The 19,484-nt window shown below is 62.0% G+C and carries 21 protein-coding genes and 1 pseudogene; 7 read left to right on the top strand and 15 right to left on the bottom strand.

The window, feature by feature from the left end; translation table 11 throughout:
* Positions 1-51 precede the first annotated feature (51 nt).
* The 3 genes from VT03_RS27800 to VT03_RS27790 all read left to right on the top strand — a co-directional run bounded on the left by VT03_RS27800 (position 52) and on the right by VT03_RS27790 (position 2,054).
* Positions 52-336, top strand: coding sequence for a hypothetical protein (locus VT03_RS27800; protein WP_075096027.1), 285 nt, complete (start codon positions 52-54; stop codon positions 334-336).
* A gap of 142 nt (positions 337-478) precedes the next feature.
* Positions 479-706, top strand: coding sequence for a hypothetical protein (locus VT03_RS34385; protein WP_075096026.1), 228 nt, complete (start codon positions 479-481; stop codon positions 704-706).
* Positions 707-719: 13 nt separating this feature from the next.
* Positions 720-2,054, top strand: a complete 1,335-nt coding sequence (locus VT03_RS27790; protein WP_075096025.1) for a ParB/RepB/Spo0J family partition protein — start codon at positions 720-722, stop codon at positions 2,052-2,054.
* Positions 2,055-2,177: 123 nt separating this feature from the next.
* Here VT03_RS27790 and VT03_RS27785 read toward each other — a convergent pair whose 3' ends face one another.
* On the bottom strand, positions 2,178-4,256 hold the full coding sequence (locus VT03_RS27785; RefSeq protein ID WP_075096024.1) for a PAS domain S-box protein: 2,079 nt from the start codon (positions 4,254-4,256) through the stop codon (positions 2,178-2,180).
* Positions 4,257-4,379: 123 nt separating this feature from the next.
* The gene (locus tag VT03_RS27780) at positions 4,380-4,568 is read right to left on the bottom strand and encodes a hypothetical protein (RefSeq protein ID WP_075096023.1); all 189 of its coding nucleotides are present in this window, start codon (positions 4,566-4,568) and stop codon (positions 4,380-4,382) included.
* A 233-nt stretch (positions 4,569-4,801) separates the two neighbouring features.
* On the opposite strand from VT03_RS27780, the gene VT03_RS27775 reads away from it, so the two are divergent.
* Both VT03_RS27775 and VT03_RS34875 read left to right on the top strand, forming a co-directional pair.
* Positions 4,802-5,122: a hypothetical protein gene (locus VT03_RS27775; protein WP_075096022.1), complete on the top strand. Its 321-nt coding sequence runs from the start codon at positions 4,802-4,804 to the stop codon at positions 5,120-5,122.
* Between the two features lie 376 nt (positions 5,123-5,498).
* Positions 5,499-5,783: a hypothetical protein gene (locus VT03_RS34875; RefSeq protein WP_231870537.1), complete on the top strand. Its 285-nt coding sequence runs from the start codon at positions 5,499-5,501 to the stop codon at positions 5,781-5,783.
* Positions 5,784-5,918: 135 nt separating this feature from the next.
* Here VT03_RS34875 and VT03_RS35285 read toward each other — a convergent pair.
* A pseudogene (locus tag VT03_RS35285) lies at positions 5,919-6,011 on the bottom strand (LuxR C-terminal-related transcriptional regulator); the annotation flags it as partial.
* Positions 6,012-6,296: 285 nt separating this feature from the next.
* Complete coding sequence (locus VT03_RS32940; RefSeq protein WP_197489101.1) at positions 6,297-7,133, bottom strand: response regulator transcription factor; 837 nt, start codon at positions 7,131-7,133, stop codon at positions 6,297-6,299.
* Positions 7,134-7,627: 494 nt separating this feature from the next.
* Between VT03_RS32940 and VT03_RS27760 the strand changes: the two genes are divergently transcribed.
* Positions 7,628-8,062 (top strand): hypothetical protein, encoded by a 435-nt coding sequence (locus VT03_RS27760; protein WP_075096019.1) that lies wholly within the window; start codon positions 7,628-7,630, stop codon positions 8,060-8,062.
* 349 nt (positions 8,063-8,411) lie between these two features.
* Here VT03_RS27760 and VT03_RS27755 read toward each other — a convergent pair whose 3' ends face one another.
* The 6 genes from VT03_RS27755 to VT03_RS27730 form a co-directional block, all read right to left on the bottom strand.
* Positions 8,412-9,572 (bottom strand): vWA domain-containing protein, encoded by a 1,161-nt coding sequence (locus VT03_RS27755; RefSeq protein ID WP_075096018.1) that lies wholly within the window; start codon positions 9,570-9,572, stop codon positions 8,412-8,414.
* A gap of 353 nt (positions 9,573-9,925) precedes the next feature.
* A complete protein-coding gene (locus VT03_RS27750; RefSeq protein WP_075096017.1) occupies positions 9,926-11,119 on the bottom strand; it encodes a hypothetical protein in 1,194 nt (397 codons plus the stop codon).
* Positions 11,049-12,665, bottom strand: a complete 1,617-nt coding sequence (locus VT03_RS27745) for a zonular occludens toxin domain-containing protein (RefSeq protein ID WP_197489100.1) — start codon at positions 12,663-12,665, stop codon at positions 11,049-11,051. Before VT03_RS27745 ends, VT03_RS27750 begins: the two co-directional genes overlap by 71 nt.
* A gap of 17 nt (positions 12,666-12,682) precedes the next feature.
* Positions 12,683-12,967, bottom strand: a complete 285-nt coding sequence (locus VT03_RS27740; protein ID WP_075096015.1) for a hypothetical protein — start codon at positions 12,965-12,967, stop codon at positions 12,683-12,685.
* 1 nt (position 12,968) lies between these two features.
* Positions 12,969-13,490 (bottom strand): hypothetical protein, encoded by a 522-nt coding sequence (locus tag VT03_RS27735; RefSeq protein ID WP_197489099.1) that lies wholly within the window; start codon positions 13,488-13,490, stop codon positions 12,969-12,971.
* The gene (locus VT03_RS27730; protein ID WP_075096013.1) at positions 13,487-16,420 is read right to left on the bottom strand and encodes a thrombospondin type 3 repeat-containing protein; all 2,934 of its coding nucleotides are present in this window, start codon (positions 16,418-16,420) and stop codon (positions 13,487-13,489) included. Before VT03_RS27730 ends, VT03_RS27735 begins: the two co-directional genes overlap by 4 nt.
* Here VT03_RS27730 and VT03_RS27725 point away from each other — a divergent pair.
* A complete protein-coding gene (locus VT03_RS27725) occupies positions 16,419-16,673 on the top strand; it encodes a hypothetical protein (protein ID WP_075096012.1) in 255 nt (84 codons plus the stop codon). The two genes, VT03_RS27730 and VT03_RS27725, sit on opposite strands and share 2 nt — an antisense overlap.
* 19 nt (positions 16,674-16,692) lie before the next feature.
* Here the strand turns inward: VT03_RS27725 and VT03_RS27720 are convergent, their stop codons facing one another.
* From VT03_RS27720 to VT03_RS27705, 5 genes are all read right to left on the bottom strand, one after another.
* Positions 16,693-17,052, bottom strand: a complete 360-nt coding sequence (locus tag VT03_RS27720; protein ID WP_075096011.1) for a hypothetical protein — start codon at positions 17,050-17,052, stop codon at positions 16,693-16,695.
* 34 nt (positions 17,053-17,086) lie between these two features.
* On the bottom strand, positions 17,087-17,494 hold the full coding sequence (locus tag VT03_RS27715) for a hypothetical protein (RefSeq protein ID WP_156514807.1): 408 nt from the start codon (positions 17,492-17,494) through the stop codon (positions 17,087-17,089).
* Positions 17,495-17,559: 65 nt separating this feature from the next.
* A complete protein-coding gene (locus VT03_RS33835; protein WP_156514806.1) occupies positions 17,560-17,709 on the bottom strand; it encodes a hypothetical protein in 150 nt (49 codons plus the stop codon).
* Positions 17,710-19,026 carry a hypothetical protein gene (locus VT03_RS27710; protein WP_156514805.1) on the bottom strand — a complete coding sequence of 439 codons (1,317 nt, stop codon included), beginning with the start codon at positions 19,024-19,026 and terminating at the stop codon, positions 17,710-17,712. It abuts the gene before it with no gap.
* Between the two features lie 4 nt (positions 19,027-19,030).
* Positions 19,031-19,435 carry a hypothetical protein gene (locus VT03_RS27705; protein ID WP_075096008.1) on the bottom strand — a complete coding sequence of 135 codons (405 nt, stop codon included), beginning with the start codon at positions 19,433-19,435 and terminating at the stop codon, positions 19,031-19,033.
* Positions 19,436-19,484 lie beyond the last annotated feature (49 nt).

Below are 19,484 nucleotides of genomic sequence, written 5' to 3'. Positions count from 1 at the left end.
CGACCGCAACAACCACCCTGCCCGCTCGTTGGCGGGACGAAAGGAACTGCGATGCCGAACGCCGAATGGACATTCTACCTCCTCACGACGGTGCCCTGCGTGCTCCTCTTCGGAGTGTTCGCCTGGTTCTTCGTGATCGAAATGCTGATCCGGCACTACGAGCGAGCCGCCCAGGACTTCGTCGACCTGGCCTGGGGCGAGGACGCCTGGAGCCGGGACGCCACCGAGTACCGGGCCGAGGCCCGCCGGTACTTCGAACGCGCTAACCGGCTCTGCCCGCTCGTCGGCATGAAGCCGCGAAACGCCCTGCCCGAGACCGACGCAGACGAAACCTGAATCGACGCGCGTCGATTTCCCGCTCACCCACCCTGCCCGTCCGCTGGCGGGACGAAAGGCCCCCGATGCCCGACCTACTCAAGTTGTTCAGTTCCCTGCTCCTCCTGCTGATCGGCTTTGCCGTCCTGCCGAGGGACCGGAAATGAAACCGGAATCGACGCGCGTCGATTTGCAGCTCAAGGACCTGGAGGGCCAGCTCCGCCGGCTCCGCGAGGAAATCCAATGGATGGATGAGAACACATCCATCGAACGACGCCGGCGAGTCCTGGCCACGGCCGCTTTCGCCGAGATCACGCTCCGCAAGTTGTCCGCTTTCGTCGCCGAGGCCGCCCAATGGCTCCGGCAACCACCCGTTGACCCTCCGTTCTAAGGAACCCGCTCTCATGGTTACCAAGTCGAAGAACGTTGAATCCCAAGACGTCGAGATCTCCCTGATCGACCCCTCCCCGTTGAACCACCGTGACCGCCCTGCCCTAGAGAAAGGGACCGCCACCGGCATGAAAGAGCTGGTCGCGTCGGTCAAGTCCTTCGGGCTGCTGGAAGATATCGGACTCCGGCAGAAGGATGACGGCCGGTACGAGATCATCTACGGGGAGCGCCGCTTCTGGGCCTCCAAACACGCCGGCCGGAAAACGGTCCCAGCCAAGATTAAGGACCTGGACGACAAGACCGCCGCGATGCAGCGGATCGATGAGAACCTCCTCCGCGAGCAGCTGGACCCTTGGGAGTTTGCCCTCACACTCCACGACCTGGCGGAGATGATGGGATCCCAGCGGCTCGCCGCTGCGAGGATGGCGAAAACTGAAGACTGGTTCTCGGTTCAGGTCTCACCGCTCAAGTGCCCCGGTTGGGAGAAGGAGATCCGCGAGGGGACGTTCACCCCGACCCATGCACGCGCCTTGACCAGGTGGGCCGGATACCCGGCGATCGTCACCGGCTGCCGCAAGGAATGGGACAGCGGACGCTCGCACGGGGCCGATATGACGGCCGAGTATTGGCAGCTCATCGTGAGCGAACAGGTCACCCTGCACTCCCGGGCTTTTGACCCGAAGGTCAAGTGGCAGAAGAAGCACGAGAAGGAGCTGGATACGAAACGGGTCGGCGACGTCGACCGGTGCTTCAACGTCGAAATGTTCGACCGCCTGCACCAGGAGAACCGCCAGGTGGAACGGGAGGCGGCGGCCGAGGAGCCGGAGCCGGATCCCGCCCCGGGCAAGTCGGAGCAGATCCCGGACGAATGGAAACGCCTCGCCTTCCTCGCCACCTGGTTCACCCGAGAAATCATCAAGAAGCTCGACAACGCCCGATCGCGGCCGAAACTGTTCGCCCTGGTCCCGGCGATGATGGCGGGATCGGGCGTCGGAGATCTCGGGGGACTCTCCTTCGCGCTGTTCCGCTACTACGGAGACCAGGACCTCCGCGAGGAGCCCACTTTCTCGAAGGTCCTGGAACACACACAGCACAAGAGCCGAGCGAACGAGGCGGCCCTGGCGGCCTGGCTGATTGAGTTCCTGCGCTCGGCCGAGCCCTGGAACGCTCATGAGGCGGCCCGAGTCGCGGCGACACTGGGAATCGACTTCGCGACCGAGTGGGACCGGGAGACGTGCATCGACGAGCTGGCCCGGTGCTACGACCTCCTGCCGGAGGACCTCCGAAAGATCCGCGGCCGATACCTGCCTGGCTTGCGGCCACAAGACCTTCCTGCCCTACTGAAATGAGTTCTCGCCGACTCAGCTCGAGCAACCCGCAACGCCTCCGGGCAATCTGCCAGGAGGCGCTGCATTGCGCTGGCCGGCGTCTACCCTCGAACCCGTGTGACGAGGCGGCCCAACTCGCGCCCCTCAGCCGGATGCTGACTCAAGGATCACCCGAAGGAGATCCATGCTGACGGGCTTTACGAGATGATGATCAAACCCCGCCTCCCGGGTCCTGCGACGGTCTTCCTCCTGCCCCCAGCCCGTCAGCGCAATGAGAAGCACGTCGCCTCCGGATGGCAGTCGCCGTACGCATTGCGCAACCTCAAGCCCGCTCATCCCAGGCATTCCCAGATCGAGCAGGATGACTCGCGGCTGGAAAACTGGAACCAGCGCCAGAGCATCCTCTCCGCTAAGGGCGATCTGAGTCTCACATCCCAGCAACTGCAAGAGGGTACTGAGGCTGGAGGCTGCATCCCGGTTGTCGTCAACGATTAGAACTTTATGTCGACGCGTCTCAGTCCCCTTTTCAAGGCGATCTGACGCGCCGCGCGCGCCCATGTCGGCCTTTGCGATCGGCAGTCGTACGACGAACTCACTCCCTTGCCCCTCGCCATCACTGTGAACATCAATTGAACCGCCATGCAAATTCACTAATCGATCGACCAGTGCCAATCCAATGCCGAGTCCGCCTTTGGAGACGCCTCTCTCGCGGCTGACCTGAGAAAACATCTTCAACACATCCGACAAGGCACTCACCGGGATCCCGATTCCATTGTCACGAACCGCAATTGCGACCTGCCCCGCTTCGCTCCTCACCGTCAGCCAAATTCGCCCACCAGGGTCAGTGAATTTGCACGCATTGTTGAGGATATTCGAAATAACCTGTGTCAAGCGGACAGGGTCACCGTGAACGGTGATCGGAGTCGAAGGGACCGACACCAGCAGTTCATGCCCGGCCGCATCAATGAATGGCCGACTGGTTTCGACGGCCGTGGAAACCAGTGTTCGCACATCGACAGGCTGAAGCCTCAAGTCGATTTTGCCAGTTGTGATCCGAGATATCTCCAGAAGGTCATCCACCAGCCGCACAAGATGATTGAGCTGCCGCTCCATAACTTCCTGGAGCTCCGCCAAAGCTTCATCCCTCGGATCTCGAAGCCTCATGATATAGAGAGACGTCTGAATGGGCGCAAGCGGGTTTCGAAGCTCGTGTGCCAGCGTCGCCAAAAATTCGTTCTTCTGGCGATCGGCAGTCAGCAACGCGCGTTCGATCCGCTTTTGCTCAGAAATGTCTCGTGCAATCTTTGACGCTCCAATGATCTCTCCCTGGGCGTCTTTGATTGGGGAGACTGTCAAGGAGATTTCGACAAATGAGCCATCCTTCCTCCGGCGGACAGTCTCGAAATGATGAATCCGCTGCCCCGATCGGATCCGGGACAGGATTTCGGTCTCCTCATTGAGTCGTTCCTCCGGAATCAGCATCGTAATGGACCTACCGATGGCCTCCGACGGCGGATAGCCAAATAGCCTCTCGGCACCGCCATTCCAGCTTTCGATCGTCCCGTTCAGGTCTTTGCTGACGATTGCGTCCTCGCAATCTTCCACGATCGCCGCCAGTCGCCAGTTAGTCGGCTCTACCGAGTCGATCGATCGCATCGATTGGTACGCCGCCCCGGCAAACCCAGCCAGACTCGCCAGGAGACGTGCATCCTCCCGATCAAACTGCCTGCCCTCATCGTGCGCGATGGCCCAGATCGTGCCCACAGGCGCTCCGTCAACAAAGAAGGGGTGCAGAAGAGCTTCGCAAATCGGCGGATCCACGGGCACGGAATACTGGTAGTACCGCTCGGGATAACGAAACAACTGAGCAGAGCCCTCAGCGATCACGACACCGAACGGGCTAGCATCGAACACAGAACCGCCTCCGCCCTTCGATGCCCATGCGCCGGATATCGCCGGCCAATGAAAAGCGTGATGCCGAGAGTCAGTAGAAAGCAGACTCAGCCCAGCAGAGCCTGCTCGAAGCACCCGCCGGGCGACATCCGCCACCCGCTGCAACACCGTAGGGGGTGACGTCGCAAGTTCCCTGGCGAGTTCGTCGAGTGCGTTGCATTGCGTTTCGAAGTCTGGCGATCGGAACGCGCGCCGATCTAGCTCCTCAGTGACGAGTACGGACTTCAAAGAGACCTGGTTCTGTGACAGCGGCTTCTCCCCATTTTGCACGAAAGGGGGGAGACGGGATCGAGTATCTCTCGTCAGTGTAGGGACGAGGTACAGCGCTGACTATGTCGGAGCGAGGGATATCGCAGCAAGCCTGACCCTGCCCTCCCGACAACTCCGCCGGTGTCAGCCGCGATCCCCCTTGTCTCCCTGCCCCTTCTTGGCGACGGATTTCGCAGGCCGCTTACGATCCTGGGGAAGCGAGCGACCGACATCGTCACTCTCTTTGAACTGGCCGGCCTCGTCGCGTCGGACATATCGCTTGTCGACCCCGGTATCGATCAACTCGCGTTTCGCCGCACTTTTGCGCTTCATTTCGTCTCCTCCTGACCAGCAGGGCCCTTTGCAACCGAAGTGCCGACGCATGCTGATTCGATGACAGGAGCGAGTCCTCGCTCCAGATGGGATCCGAGTCGACGCGCGTCGATTGCACCGCATACTTCGCCGCCCCTGACCTGATGCCCACAAAACGCCCTGAAGCGGGAGTTGACCGGCCGGCATGAGGGCGTGAGGATAAGGCCATTCTCCTGCCGGAGCCCGGTCGTCGAATGTTCGTGATCTCACGTCACTCGGGGCAATCGTTGCTGATTGACGAGCAGCTACAGCTGATCGTGCTGGCAATCAGTCCGGATACCTTGACCGTGGCGTGTTCAAACACAATGAGAGACAACGGGGACGAGATCCGGATCCCACGCGGGGAATTTGTGGAGCTGATGCCGGACCTCCGGGTGACATACCTGCCCTTTACCGCAGAATGCGCTCGAATCGGATTCGTGGGCGACTCGCATGTCAACATTCGGTTGCTGGGCAACCCAGAAATGAGAGGAACGACCTTGATCGAGGACGGTCGAAAGCCGAAGACGACATGACCGGAAAATGGGCACGAGAACGAAAACGCCCCCTGTTGCACTAAGGGGGCGTTTTCTTTGGCGACTGACGCGAACAGGGGGAGGAGTCCCGCTCAAGCGTGTGGCACCAACCCAAGCCTATAGACGTGCTCCTGCGCGATCAACAAAATTCCGCGGATTCCACCAGTCGGCCGCACGTCGCGACAGTCCGCTTCCGAGAGGGTTGCGCCAAGGACGGAGACCACCTTTTACAGAGCCGGGCATGGTCCTTGCATTCTGAGAGACTGCGTTCCCTTCCCCATGCAGGTCGGAGCCCTGACCGTGATGATCGGGGCCCGGCTCTATGAATTGATGCTCCGTTCAAAACCAACTCCCGCTCTCAGCATGGAACAGGCTCATGGCCGGCAGGGACGAGATCATTCTGGCCACGGCAGAGTTGCTCCTACTGCGCGAGATCTGTTCTAAAGCCGAGCCTTTCCCCGTTCCCAGTGACATCATCGAATTCCTGCATCTCGATTCACTGGTGCTCTACCACTTGGTGGCAACAACGGACGGTGGCTTCCGCCCGACCAATCTCGGGCTGACGGTCGCCCAGTTGACACCCTCGGAGCTCATGCCGCATGGGTGCCTTTTTCGAGCAGCTGACATTATGCGGGCTACGGCACGTACCGACGAGCCATAGGACTCGCCCCGCGCCACTCCGGCTGCTTTCGGCCCTCAGATGCCCGAAGAATGTAGCATGTAGCTCGTGGCAGAACTTCGGCACCGCTGGAGAGTTTCGCCTTCTCCTTGATGTTCTGCCTGTGTATTCGACCGTGTGCACACTGACATGCATCTCCACAGCAATCTGCCTGGCGCTGCTCCCTTGCACCACGCGTCGGAAGACGTGAATCTCACGATCGGAAAGCAACTCCAGTTACGACTCCCCGGGACTGCCGATCCTGAGCGGTTCGCTGGAATCCGGCTCGCCTTCCGGGCACTCAGGTAGATCCTCCTTTCAAGGGGTCTCTTCAATTGCTGCGCAGATCTCGGCGAAAGCCGCACACTTACTGATGAACTCGCGAGCTCCGGCGCGGAAAGACCGTTCTGCGAACAGCTCCGCCTCCAGCATCGTCACCACCGTTGCGCGGCACGTCGGAACACAACGCGGCAGGGCGAATCAGGCACACAAGTGCGGTTCCGGACGCCAACATCGTCACTCGCTTGGTGCGTGGCGATCATCCTTGCCGAGCACATACGAGATAGCCAATCGGATCACCGCTGAGCCGTCTGGAAGGTGCAGTTTCTCCTTGATGTTTTGCCGATGATACTCAACGGTCTTGATGCTGATGTGCAGATCGTGCGCAATGTCCTTGATCGACTTACCGCGCCCTAGACGATCGAAGACCTCGATCTCCCGGTCTGAAAGTATGTCAAACGGTGACCTGACCTCTGCGACGCTGGCCGAGTGACGTTGAAGAATCCTGTCCGTCATGCGGGGGCTCAAATGGATTCGCCCGTCCAGGACCTTCTCGATTGCTTCCAGCAAGGTCGGAACCGACTCCTGCTTGTTCACAAACCCATGTGCTCCGGCGCGGAGAACACGCTCCGCGAAGAGTTCCTCGTCGAGCATGGAGAAGACGAGCATGCGACAGGTGGGCACACTCCCTCTGATTGTCTTGATCAACTCCAGCCCGTCCCCTTGGGCGAGACGCAGATCAACGATGGCCAAGTCGGGTTGCAGCTCCCGAACCATCTGAAGCGCATCGAGGCAACCACCGGCCTCGCCGCAGACCGTCCAGCCAGGGCGGCTAGCAATGACGAAGGCGACCCCGATTCGCATCGCTTGGTAATCGTCGACAAGGAATATCCGGGCTGACGGGCGAGCCTGGTCCGACGAAACAGTATCTTGACTCATGGCATTGGGAGATACCGAGGTGAAGGACGGGAATGCTCCATCCGCGTCACAAGCTGCCACCGTCGCTCCGCGTTCGCAACCATTAGCACGCTTGCGGATCGGGAGCGTTGGACGGAACGGTTCCAATCCGTTCACCAGAGACCGATCCGAAAAGCCGACGGTGAACGAATTGCCACTTCGGACAAAACCCAGGAACGGGAGCAGAAGAGTCCTTGGCAGCCTCTGCCTGGAAGTAGAGGAGCAAATCGGCGCGCGTCGAATCCGGTTGGGCGAAATAGCTCCCGCTCCCCGAGCCAGATGCCGAACGGTTGTCGCTACAGGGCAGTCAAGGATCCCGCTCGCGCTCCCCTCAGCAGTCGGCCGCAGCATGGCCAAACAAATCATGACCACAGGGCGAAGAATCTGTCAACAATCTGCTTGCTTGCGGGTGCCGCCTCAGCACACTCCAGACCTTCCGGCTTCGGTTGAGCGAAAGCGGTGCTGGCCCGCCTGCACGAGTTCCCGAGCCGGTTTTTCGCTTTTTCTGGCCGCGAGGTTCCGTCTTTCGACCTAGGCTTGTCCGAATGGCGAGCGCCCTCACGGCGTCGCTCGCCTCAACGGGACCGAACGCGACGAGTGGAGACCGAGCCGTGCCGGTGGACTGGCGAGCCGTCAACAATCACGTTTGCCCTCACGACGCGAACGTGAACGACGTTCCTCCCCTGCCGGACCGGCGCCTTGCTTACGACATCTTTCTTTCTTGGGACGACATCGCCCTTCTGCGACGTCTTTGCCATTACGAAAACTGGTTCTGCCCTCTCCCCGGTGTGAAGGTCACGAATCTGGTCCTCCATGGCCTGTTGCAGCAGATTGCAGAGCTCTGCACGGTGACCCAGCTCGGCCGAGTCGTATCGTGCATGCCGCCATCGAGAACCTATGACTGGGTTTTCGCCTACTTCGGTCGCGATGTGTCCATGGACGCACTATGGGATCAAACCGCCAGTGAGCCGCAGCCTGAAGTCTTTCAGGACCGAAAGCATGGACGCCCACTCCTTCGCTACTCCTCCACGCATGCGTCGCTTTAGCCTATTCGCCATCCTGGTCATCTCAGCACTCGGCATCGTGGCTGTGGCAGAAGGATTCCGCGTGTATCGGATCGCCATCAGGGGACTGGCGAAACCTCCTCGGCATACGCAATCGACGCCGCGACCGAAGTGGTTCAGATGCACCCCCGAGTACTGTTAAAGACGCCAGTAGCAGGGAAACGCTCATCTTTGGTGTGCGGCCGGGCTTTAGACCAGGTTGCCATGACGGGCGGCGCTTCGGTCCACCGGAATTGCGCTTTTCGAACGTGCCATTGGTAAAGAAGCTCAACGGAGGGCACGTCGTCCTGAAAAATGGAATCGGTGCCGCCGCGTTGGACCTCATCCACGACTACTGCGTAAGGAGAACTGGCATTGCGAACGCGAGTTCTCGAAAGGCCGCTTCGAGCTCCGCTGCATTTTGTGCAAAGTAGTGCCGTCCTCCGGTGATCGTCGCGATCTGCTCCATGGCGTCCTGCTCTGCCCCGGGCAGGAACGTAATGGTGTGAACCACGACGCCGCGGGACTTGGCGGCACGGGCAACTTCCACCGGGTCTGACCCCTGATTCCATAGCCCATCGGTCATAAGGACGATCGTCTTCTTTGCGAGTGGCTTAGAAGTGTCCTGCTCCAACATACGCAAAGCTTCGTTCAAGCCGGCGGACATATTGGTTGCGCCGAGCATTGGCGATGTTGCCCGGGAGGCAATTTTCTTTTTCAGCCCCTTCTTCTTCTTCCCTTTTCCCTTCTTGTCACCGTTGACAATGGCATCGGTCACTTCCAAATCGCGGGCGATGACCGGGGAAGTCACTTTCGTTAACAGATACTCAACCGAGTTCTTCGTAACCTCGGACGACCACGTAACAATTCCGACGCGGGGCTGCAGATTTGCCTGCCCAATGATGTCGTCGAAGGCGTCAACTGCTTTCATCAAAGCAGCCCAGCGACTTAGAGTCGCGTGGGGTGGAAGAGTCATGCCAACAGGGTAAGCGGGGATGCCTGGGGGATATTTCCAGTCGACCCCAGAGAGATCGAAGGTCATTGAATGGGACCGGTCGAGTGCCAAGATGATGTCTTGGTCGAATTGCGCGGCTACGGCAGACATTCGGGGAGTGAATGTGCTCCGTCCAAGCAACCCTCCAAACAACAGGTGTACCGGGCCGCTGGAACTCTCCTTCGATAATGAGGCGTTGACCCGCATCGCCCGGAATGGCTCCGCCCCCGGCGTGAAGCTCCACTCGCCATTCAACAACGCAACCTGGCCGAATTCCAAATCGTTGCGGGTCAGAACCAGCGGCTTGCCGCCGATCTTGTTGTACTGGGCAAGACCTATGGCCGCGAGCGCGGCCTTGTCGGCTGACTGCGTCCGGCGAAGGCATTCGACCCCGGCCTTGGCCGCGGCATCGGCGGCCGCACGCAGCTCCGTGCGGGTCAGCTGCATGTAGGAGACGTCGACGGCGAATACGACCATCGCCAAGAACAACACCAGCAGCATGCCGATCAGGACCAGCATGGCCCCTTTACGGGAAGCGGCGGGGACTCGGACAGAGCGTCTCACCAAAGGACTCCGCAGTTGGACTGGGACATCCCGAGCAAGCCAGCTCCACCCGGCAGTGGACCTGTTCACAAGGAGTGTTAAGAACGCCCGAACTGTTGCATCAATCTGCTGCAATGCGGCCGAATTCCCTTCAAAACGAGAGGATGCGACACATTCTGACATTGCCGGTTCCGGTGGTTCGGTTGAACGGGTTGAAGCGGATCGTAGGGGCGCGGCATCAGGGAATTCCCGGGGTAACTTAACTCCACACGAAAACGCGTCAGCCGATTCGAGTCTTACCGGGTCGCCGGGCTGATCCTTTGCCAGATTCAGTCTCGAGCGCCCGTGACAGACGCCATGGGCTTTTTCGGTACTCGGGAGACTGGCTCGAGCAGCTCGAGACGCGGCAGCTCCGGACCGGCCGGAGTAGGGATCAGCTCCCCTGGATTCGCTACAGGATCGGGACAGAGCGCAGGCCCGGACGCCTCCGGGTCCTCCGCCGGTGCCCCCCCGCCCTCCCTGGGGTCGGTCGGGGCCCCCCCCTGCTCCGGCCCCTCCGTCGCTGGATGCGGAAGAAGGGATCCAGCAATCCGGGCGACACGAGCGAAGACAACAACCTCTGTCGAATCGGACGACTGGCGATCGCCGAACTTGAGTGCGCCGGCCGCACCTTTGTTCCCGGTCCCCTCCCGGAGCGCCCCGACCAGGTAGACACCGCCGGTGTAGACGTCGGCCGAGACCTTGAGCGACTGATCGGCGATGACTGGCGGTCCGGATCCGTCGCCGCCGGAGATCACGTCCCCAAGCTGAACGTTGAAATTGACGCGCGCCGATCGCCAGGACGACTCCCGTAGGTCGACCGTCACGTTGAGCCCGGCCGATCGGTAATCGTAGCTCCGCGAGATGGCCCCGGTGCGCGGGTCGATCACGGAGCTTTCGATCGGGACTTGCCGCGATCGCTGCCAGGTGCCGGTGTCGCCGTCGACAATGAGCATGAGCGGTTCCGCGACGATCATCGTCCGGCTCTTTTCGTTGGCGAAGTCCAGGAGGCCCTTGAGGGTCGCGCCGAGGTTCACATTGAGCCCGGCCGGGATCCCCTGCGACGCGGCCCCGAGGGTGGCAGCCAGGTCGAGGGCCGGGACCACGTCCAGGCCGAGATTCCGGATATCCCGGTCCGAGAGCCGGAGGATATGGAGCTGGACGCACCAGGTCACCGACTCGGCCGCTTCGAGCTGATCGATGATCGCGGCGACCCGGTCCAAGACCTCGACTGTGTCCGAGATGATGCACAGACCGTCGGGGAAGACCTGCACGGCCCCGATCCCGGAGAGGACCTGGCACAGCACGCTCGACAGATCGGCCGCTTTCAGCCGGCGGACCCGCCGGACGATCGCGGCCCGGTCGGACGGCTTCAGCGCCCCGATCACGTACAGCTCGCCCGAGCGGGTGACCTCAACTCCCAACTGGCGACAGACCGCCGCCAGGATTTGAGGGAGGGTCGCTTTGCGGAGGTGCAGCTCCACTTCCCTTTCGAGCAGCTCCGGCTCCGTTATCAGGTTGATTTCCCATCTGTCGGCGATCCACGCCAAGAGGAACCGGAATTGAAGGCCCCGGCACTCCAGGTCCTCCCGCTCCTGCTGGGCCGTTGCGATCGACCTGGGGGCCGGTATCTGCAACTCCTGATAGAGCTTCGGAAACAACGCGGGTTTTGACTGGTACCCGCTTGGGTTTGGCTGCGGTGGCGAGATTCTCCGTAGCGGATTTAGGCAGCCCCCCGAGCTTAAGGTGCTCACCGTTATCCAGCACAAAAAGCTGAGTCTTGCGATCGAACGACGTGACGGACCGACCTTTGAGCAAGCCATCGGGAATCGTCTCCCCTTTCTTGAAGCGGGATCCATCCCGCAGAATGATTTCCTCGCCGACCATTCCGACCACTTCGGATGATCGCTTGTAAGCCTCTTCATACTGCTGGAGAGCCGCTTCCAGCTCGTCGATCACCGGCCCCTTCGCCTGGTCGGGAACGGCCCTGGAGTTCCTCACGGCCGACCTGGCCTGCTGCATCGCGGCGGCCGCCCGCCGCGCGTCCAGAAACTCCTCATAGCCAGGTGCGGGAGTGGGCTCCGGATCCTTCGGCTTCCCCTTCCCTCTCGACGGATCGAACGGCTTCATCAGCGGAGCCTTTGCGACGGCCGCCGCCGGCTTCTTCTCGGCCGGACTGAGCGCCGCCATGAAGCTGGTGAAGATCCATTGCCAGCCCCCGAAGATCATCCAGACCGTGAACGTCACGACCCCGAACCGCCACATGATCTGTTTCGGGTTCTGCAGGAAGAACCAGAGCAGGAATCGCGGCCAGGTCATCCGCTCGTATTCCATCTTCGGCCGGCCGAGCGCCTCCCCGCCCAAGTTGGGATTCGAGAAGGAGTCATAGAGAGCGAAGATCTCCGGCCGGCGGACGTACGCGGTTTCCAGCGTGGTTTCGAACTTCTTCGATCCCACGTTCTTCATCTCGGTGGCGATCGTCATCGGGACGTACCGGCCCCGGAGCTTCGCCCAGAGCTGGTACCAGTAGTGCCACTCGATGTTAAACCACGAGTCCCGCCGGCTCTCGTCGGTCTCAATGACGATCTTCCGTTCGCACTCTTCCTTGAACTCCCGAGGGAGCTTGTTTTCGGCCTGAGTCATGAACTCAATCGAGCCGTGAAGGTGCCGCAGTTCCCCGATCCAGACTTGCCACTTCCGAGCCCATTCCTTTTCGTGTTGGGACGACACGAACCGGTGGGCTTCGTCGATGATGATGTGCCCGGCGATCGGGTGCGGGAAATACTCCCACGGCCCCTCCTTCTCCTCCTGCCACTTCTCCAGGACCTCCGGCGGAATGAGGTAGATCCGGTCCAGGATCTCCTTGGGATCTGACCCGTACACCTTGCGGCAGTATTCGGCGATCGCCGCCGGCTTCAATGGGAGATTCGTATACAGCTTGCCCGCCTCGTGAGGCAGGTACTTGTCGACCAGGTAGCAGACGCGGGAGTATGTCTTCCCGGATCCCGCTACCCCGATCGTCGTCGTCATGATCGGCCGCCATGCCATCAGCTTTCCCACCTTTCCCTAAGACGCTGCGCGTCCAGGCGAACGCCCTGCGCAATCCAGTTAACGATCTCCTCCCCCATCGGAGGAGGAGCACCCACGAACACGGCGAACACCGTTTCACCTCGGCCCGTCCGCCGGTCCACGAACACGATGAAATGCTCCCGCCAGGCAGCGACATTCGCGATTTGACGCGACATCCGACGGATCGCCAGGCGGAAGGAATCGACGCGCGTCGAATCGCGAGCGATCGCAATGACGCGCATCGGAACGAAGTCCGGAACCATCTCACAGACTCGGAATGAGGGCGATGATCCAGCGCACCACAGCCAGGCCGGATTCGACCCCGAGCCAGATCGTCGTGAGACTGATCCACAGCCCGAACGGGAAGATTTCGGCAAAGAAGCCGGAAGACTTCTCGATCCACTCGATGCCGACGCGGATGTAGCTCGTCGAGCTGGCCTTAGACTGCCAGTTCACGAACGGCACGATTTCCTCGATGTAGCCCCCGACGCCTGTCATGATCCAGCAGAACCACGAGAAGGCCAGGTCCCGGAGCCACTCGGCCGGCACGTAGACGCACCACTCGACGAGCTCCAGGAAGGTGCTCCAGATGAACCCGGTGAGATCCAGCACCCAATCGATCCACCCGACCTGCTGTTCGGGTTTCTGCGGGACCGTCTCCGGGCGCAGCGGTTCCCCGGGAATACCACCGCTAAAGATTTGATCCCCGTTCTCCTGGGCGATCGCGGGGACCGCCGCCAGGACGAACAGCAACAACAAAACGTATCGCATAACAGCCCCTTTCATGTGGCGGACTTAAAGAAGGCAAAGATAATTGCCGTCCCATAGCCCCAAATCAGAGCAATAGCCGCACAGTTCTTTATCAAGTGGGCGAACTCCAGGAAGTCCCACTCCAAGACGTTTTCCTCGCCATAGAAAACGCCCTCGTCCCAATCCAGCTCGATGGGCTTATATTCAAAGGCTGGCATATTCGTACTGTCGAATTCGGCGAGCCTGTCCAGGTCGAGGAACGGAATCGGCAGCCGGTTCTTGTCGGTCGTTGGAGTCCCCTCCCCTGGCTCCTCCTCGGGGGGATCCTCACCGTTCCCCCCGCTGGCCGGCTGGCCCCAAGAGGAGATCTTCCGGCGCGAGTCGAAGAGGTACGTAAAGATCCCGCCCTCGCCGCCGGGAACGTAATTGGCGCTCCCCGGATCCCCGTCCCCGGTCCGGTACCCGGCCCCGACGTCGGCCCGGTCGCCCGTCAGGAACGAGTAGAGCCGGTAATAGAAGGAATCGAGGATCCGGGCGCACCCGCATTGCGCGGCCTGTTCTTCCCCCTCGGCTTCCTGGCACTGGTCCTCGTCGACATCGGGGATCCCGTCCCCATCGTCGTCGTCGTCCTCGGAGTCATCCTTCCCGTCGTTGTCGTCGTCGTCGTCGCAGGCGTCCCCGAACTCGTCATCGTCGGAGTTCTTCTGCTGGGGGTTCGGAGACGCGGGGCAGTTGTCACACCCATCGGGCACCCCGTCATTGTCCCCATCGGCCAGGTCATCGTGTTCCGGACACACATCGTCGACGTCCCGAACGTCGTCACAGTCGCTGTCGTCCTTGATGGTCGCGATGCAGGGATCCTCGGAGTCCACGATCCCGTCGCAATCCGTGTCCAGGCCCCCGCTGGGAAGCACGCAGCCGCCGTACTGGCTGGGATCGTTCTCGTCGGGAATCCCATCGTTGTCGTCGTCCGGGTCCTCCGGATCGTCGACCCCGTCATCGTCGTTGTCATTCCCCGGGTCGCCGGGGTTCGTGCCAGGTCCATCGTCAGGCGGGCCGTCCGGCTCAGGATCCTGGGGATTCGGGATCCCGTCCCCGTCGCGATCCGGATCGTCGCCGTTCGGAATCCCGTCCCCGTCCCGGTCGGGATCCTGCCCGTTCGGTACGCCATCATCGTCATCGTCCTGGCCCGGGCCTCCAGGGAACGGCGTACCGCCACCATTGCCACCAGTCCCGGAACCGGGATCGCCGCCCGCTCCGTTCCCGTTCCCCGCCGGCACGACACAGTCCCCGCTCCCGTGAAGACCGTACTGCGTGCGGCTGCCCCGCCCTTTTGGCCAGGCTGGGTTATCGACGTTGTCGGAGTACAGCTCGAACAGCTCCGCGTAAATGCACATATCGCACTGCCCGCAGTCCTTGCAGGGTGCGACCGAGAACGGAGCCAACTGCCGCCACGGGGTACCGGCCGGGGAGGTCGCCGGCCGGCCGTAGTACCTCGTGTCCCCGTATGCGTCGTTGCTGTCGAAGGCGCTTCCGTGCGTCGTGGCGGTGGCTGCCTTGACGATCCAGTCAAGCGACCTGTCTTCGCCCTGCGCCGTCGGGTGATACCGCAGGATGATCCGGACAACGCGCAGCTCATTCGGCAGGTTGCACGCGACATGGTCGCCGGTGACCTCAAAGCTGGAGGCCCCGAGGCACGTCACCTCGAACGGACCGACCGGCAACGCGTGATTGCCATTGAGCTTCGCCCCGATGCACTTTTCCCACAGAAGACACGGGTCCGGAGCCTGGGCGAACGCGCTGCCGGCCAGGCTGAGGAAGACCGCCGCGATCGCGAATGGCGTCTTGGAGTTCATGGAGAATTTCGCGATCCGGAAGAGGTAGAACCCCGCCAGGACGACCAGGCACTCCACGGCCGCGATCAAGTAGAAATAGACGCCCGTCAAACGATGCTCGGTGGCCTCGGCCGCTTCCTGAATCGCGGAGAGCTTGGCGGTTTGCCCCTGGATCACCGCTATGAGCTGCGACCACTCCGGACCGCCCCCGCCCGGTTCCTCCTCCCCGGGATCCTCCTCCTCCCCGGGATCCTCCTCGTCCCAATAGTCGGGGATGAAGCCCGGCCCCAGGTTGACCAGCTCCGTCACTTCGGCATCGGTTATCACGCGATCGAAGATCCCGAGGGAGCCGACCAGGCGAGTTCCCGGGCCGGCCCAATTCCCGTTCGTACCAAGCGTGAACGCCCCGCCGCCGCCGCCGATGTGCTGCTGAGTGAGGACCGGTTGCGCCTGCGACCACTTCGTTTCATTCTTGTTGAGCGACATGGCCCCGGTCGTCGGATCCCAGCGGACCACGATCAGGGACCACGTTCCGCCGAGGGTGGTGTTATTCCACTCCGGCACGAGGTAGCCGTGAACAACCTGGTACTGCGGCTGCATGCACACGAGCTGCAAGCCTTTGACGTACCGATCATCAAACCAGTAGTCGCCATCCGTCGGAGCCATGAACGGGTACCACTGCCCCGGGACGCCGGCGACGGCCAGGACGCCGGTCACTCCGGACGTTTCCGGGCCGTACTGCCACCAGCAGACGGAATGCGGCCCCTTCCAGAAGCCGCCGGCGCGGATCGCGTCGAGGATGGTTGCCGGAACCGTCAGCCCGCCGGAGTTGGTGGAGATCGACTTGAAATTGCGCGAACCGACCATCTGAACAGTGTCGGTCCCGTTCCACGTGCATTGCTGGCCGGAGACCTGATCGAAGATCTGTCCCGAAGGCAGCTCGTCCAGGCGGACGAAGACCTTCACATCGGTGGGATAATCGGCGCGCGCCGATTTACAGCCCCCCAGGAGGAGCAGGATCGCGACGACCAGGCCGACCGAATTACGAAGACGGGGAGCAATCCGACGCAGGAGGCGAAGGAGGAGCCGGAGCGTTAGAGGGACGCGGAACCGGCGGCGCGGGGAAAACATGGCGGAACCTTTCCGGGAAGAAAGCCCACAGGACGGCCAGCAGGCCGGCGAAGAAGACGGCAAAGCACAAGACCGCGTAAACGAAGACGCGGACGCCATTGCAGACGTCGGCGATCGGTTCCATCAGCTCGCGCAGCCGATCGAGCTGGTGGAGGACCTGGCCCATCTGGGCCTCGAACGCTTCCATTGGAATCCTTTCCAAACAAAAACGGCCCCCGCCGCGAGGAGGACGGCGAGGGCCTACGCCCGGTAGAGCGTGACAGCAGAGAAGTTCAGCGGACGATGGACGGGAGACGCTCCCCAGCGTCGAACGATTCGCCGATATCGGCATAGAACCGCTCGCGCTGGAGATTCGTTCTCCTGCCCCGAGAGGCGCGGTACCGCCGACCGTTCTCACGGGTGACTTCCCCGAGCCCCGACCGCTCCCGCCACTCCCTTTCGGTGATCGAACGAATGCGAACGTCCGACATGTTGCGGCGGCGGCGACCGCCTGGCGTGAACTGGTGTTTCTGCCGGATCTGGTCCGCTAGGAAGCCCTGCCACAGTGAGGCGGACTCCATGAGGTCGGACGGGGGGAGTATCCCCTGCCGGAGGTACACGTTAATCGCCAGGCGGTTCACCTGAACTTCCATCAACCGTTCGCGTTCGTGCGGATCGGTGGTCCGATCAAGCACGCATGCGACGGAGAAAGTAGTTCAGCATCCCCTTCATCATGGACCAGCCGACGACCGCCCCGATGGCGATGACGCCCACGGTGCCGATGAAGCCGACCGACTTGGTGACGAGGGACTTGAAGTCGAAGAAGACCGGGAAGTCTTCGAACTCCGGAGCGTCCTCCGGCGGGTCGGTCTGAGCGAACGCCGAGTCGGCGGTGAAGATTACCACCGCGACCGCCGCAGGCGCGGCGTAGGTCGCCACGGTCGAAGCGACGCCCGAAACCGCCGAGCTGACGGCGGTAACGGTGGGAACGGCCGGAGCCCCGCCGAGGAGGAGAGCCGGAACGACCGCAGCCGACAGGAGAGCCGCACGGATGCGGGTGCCGATCGCGGACACACTGTTGAGGAATCGATTCAAGGTAACACCCTTTCTAGGGTTGGCAGTCAAAGGAAACGCCGTCAGTAACCGCCCGACATCAGCCGCTAAGGCTTTCCGTCGAGCCCATCGGTACGGAAGGAACGCCACCAGGCGTAGCCGTACCAGAGGACGAAGTGGAAGACCCAGGCGACGGCAAAGGCCGCGAGGATCCACCGTGTGCACCAGAGAGTGGGGTCTGTCGGTTCTGGACCCATTTACGCCTCACTTGCCGGAAGAGGAGGAGACCTAAGACCGTGTAAGTTAGGACAACCAGGACCTCCGCCCAGTAGAACCCCAGGATGAGCCCGAGCATCAAGACGCCTATAAAGCGCCTCGCGAACCTCATGGTGCCGGACAACATGGTCCGCATACCGATCGGTGATCTCTTCCCAGGCTCGTTCTGGTCCATAAAGCTCAAACAGGAATCGGAGGACCTCGACCATCTGCGGGAAGACGTCCGACGGCTGCGCCGGCGGCTCGCCCGACTTGGCGAGGAAGGACATCAGACACCCAAGGCCCTGACGACCGACGGCCAGGACATCGTCTGGCAGTAGGTCGTCAATGTCCTGGGTGGGCTCGACGCAGAAGCGATCGGAGAAGGTCGCCCGCAGCTTCTCCCACAGCGGATGGACTTCTTTGCGGTTCGTGTGCGAGCGATCGAGGGAGTCGCAGACGACCAGCCAGCGGGTGACGAGGTATTCCGCCAGGCCGCGGAGCTTGGCGGACAGACTCTGGATCGTGGACGAGCCGTGTTTCTTGAGCGCCGCGTTGCGGAGCTGGAATTCGACGCGCGTCAATTCGTCCGGCTCAGCCCCGTTCCAGAGCTGGATTTTCATCATGTCCCGCTTCCCGGACATCTCCGGGCGGGCCAGCTCCAAGAGCTTGTCGTAGAACCGGCACGACAAGACGCCGCCGAGGCCCAGGTGCAGGGTCGACCACTCGGCCCCCTTCCCGTCGAGCTGGACCTCTTCCGCTTCGTCCTGGCTGACCTCGACCGCCCCGACCATGCCCCGTTTCCGCACGCGCCGGGTACGGCGGACGAACATTCCCCGCTCAAACAGGTTCACGAACCGGGACACCGGAGTGCCCGGCATGTCGCCGAAGATGTCGACGCGGGAGACGGAGCAGCGCTTCACCACGGCGCCGAAGAACCGCCGGAGGAACGCTTCGAGATCCTCCCAGGCGCGGCCCGGATGACCACCGAACGAGAGCATGAACGTCGCGGCCACCCGGATCGTGAAGTTGGCCCGGTGCCCTGCCCTCTCGAACGGTGCCGCCATGAAGTCGCAGCCCCGCCAGGTGAACCGATACGGGTAGAAGCCGCCTCGCCGGCCCCGACCCACTGTCCCGCCGGTCCGATACACCGTAACGGGATCCTCGCCGTAGAACGCGGTCGTCTGTTGAACACCCCCCTCACGAAGACCGCGAGCGGTTTCAGAAAGCCAGCCGAACGCATTCAGACGAGCTACGCACTCGTCCGAGGGCGGCTCGTTCGGCCCATCGGCGAAGTCAGAAAAAACGGCCAGCTCCATCGTGTCAACGCCCGCGTACCCCGAGAGCATTGAAGGGCAATTGCCCGTCTCGGATGCGCGTCGACGATTTCGCAGCTGTACCGCGAACGTGAGCATCAGCAGGAACCCCACAGACCCAGAAAAGCTCCGTCTTGATCGCCTCTTGTTCGAGGCGGTCCACCATCTGCTCGAGCGCGCTCAGCGCCCCGTCCCTATTCGGGGTAGGTGTTACCTGACTCCGGATATGCGTCGTCAGCTCGCGGAACCACTCGACCGTTGCCGCGCGGTTCCCGGCTTCCCAGGTCGCCACCGCACTCTGCAAGAACTCCCGAGAGATCCCGTCGACCTGGCACAGACGGACGAGCCAGAGGACGGGATGCAGGGGCTTGAGCCCCTGGTCGACCGAGATTGCCGCCGAATTGCTGACCATAGGTCACCAGATGCAGTACCACGCCGGCCACCGCCGACGTCGAGAGGAT

It is taken from the genome of Planctomyces sp. SH-PL14 (assembly GCF_001610835.1).
GTDB lineage: Bacteria > Planctomycetota > Planctomycetia > Planctomycetales > Planctomycetaceae > Planctomyces_A.
This window is presented reverse-complemented; position numbering and strand designations above follow the sequence as displayed.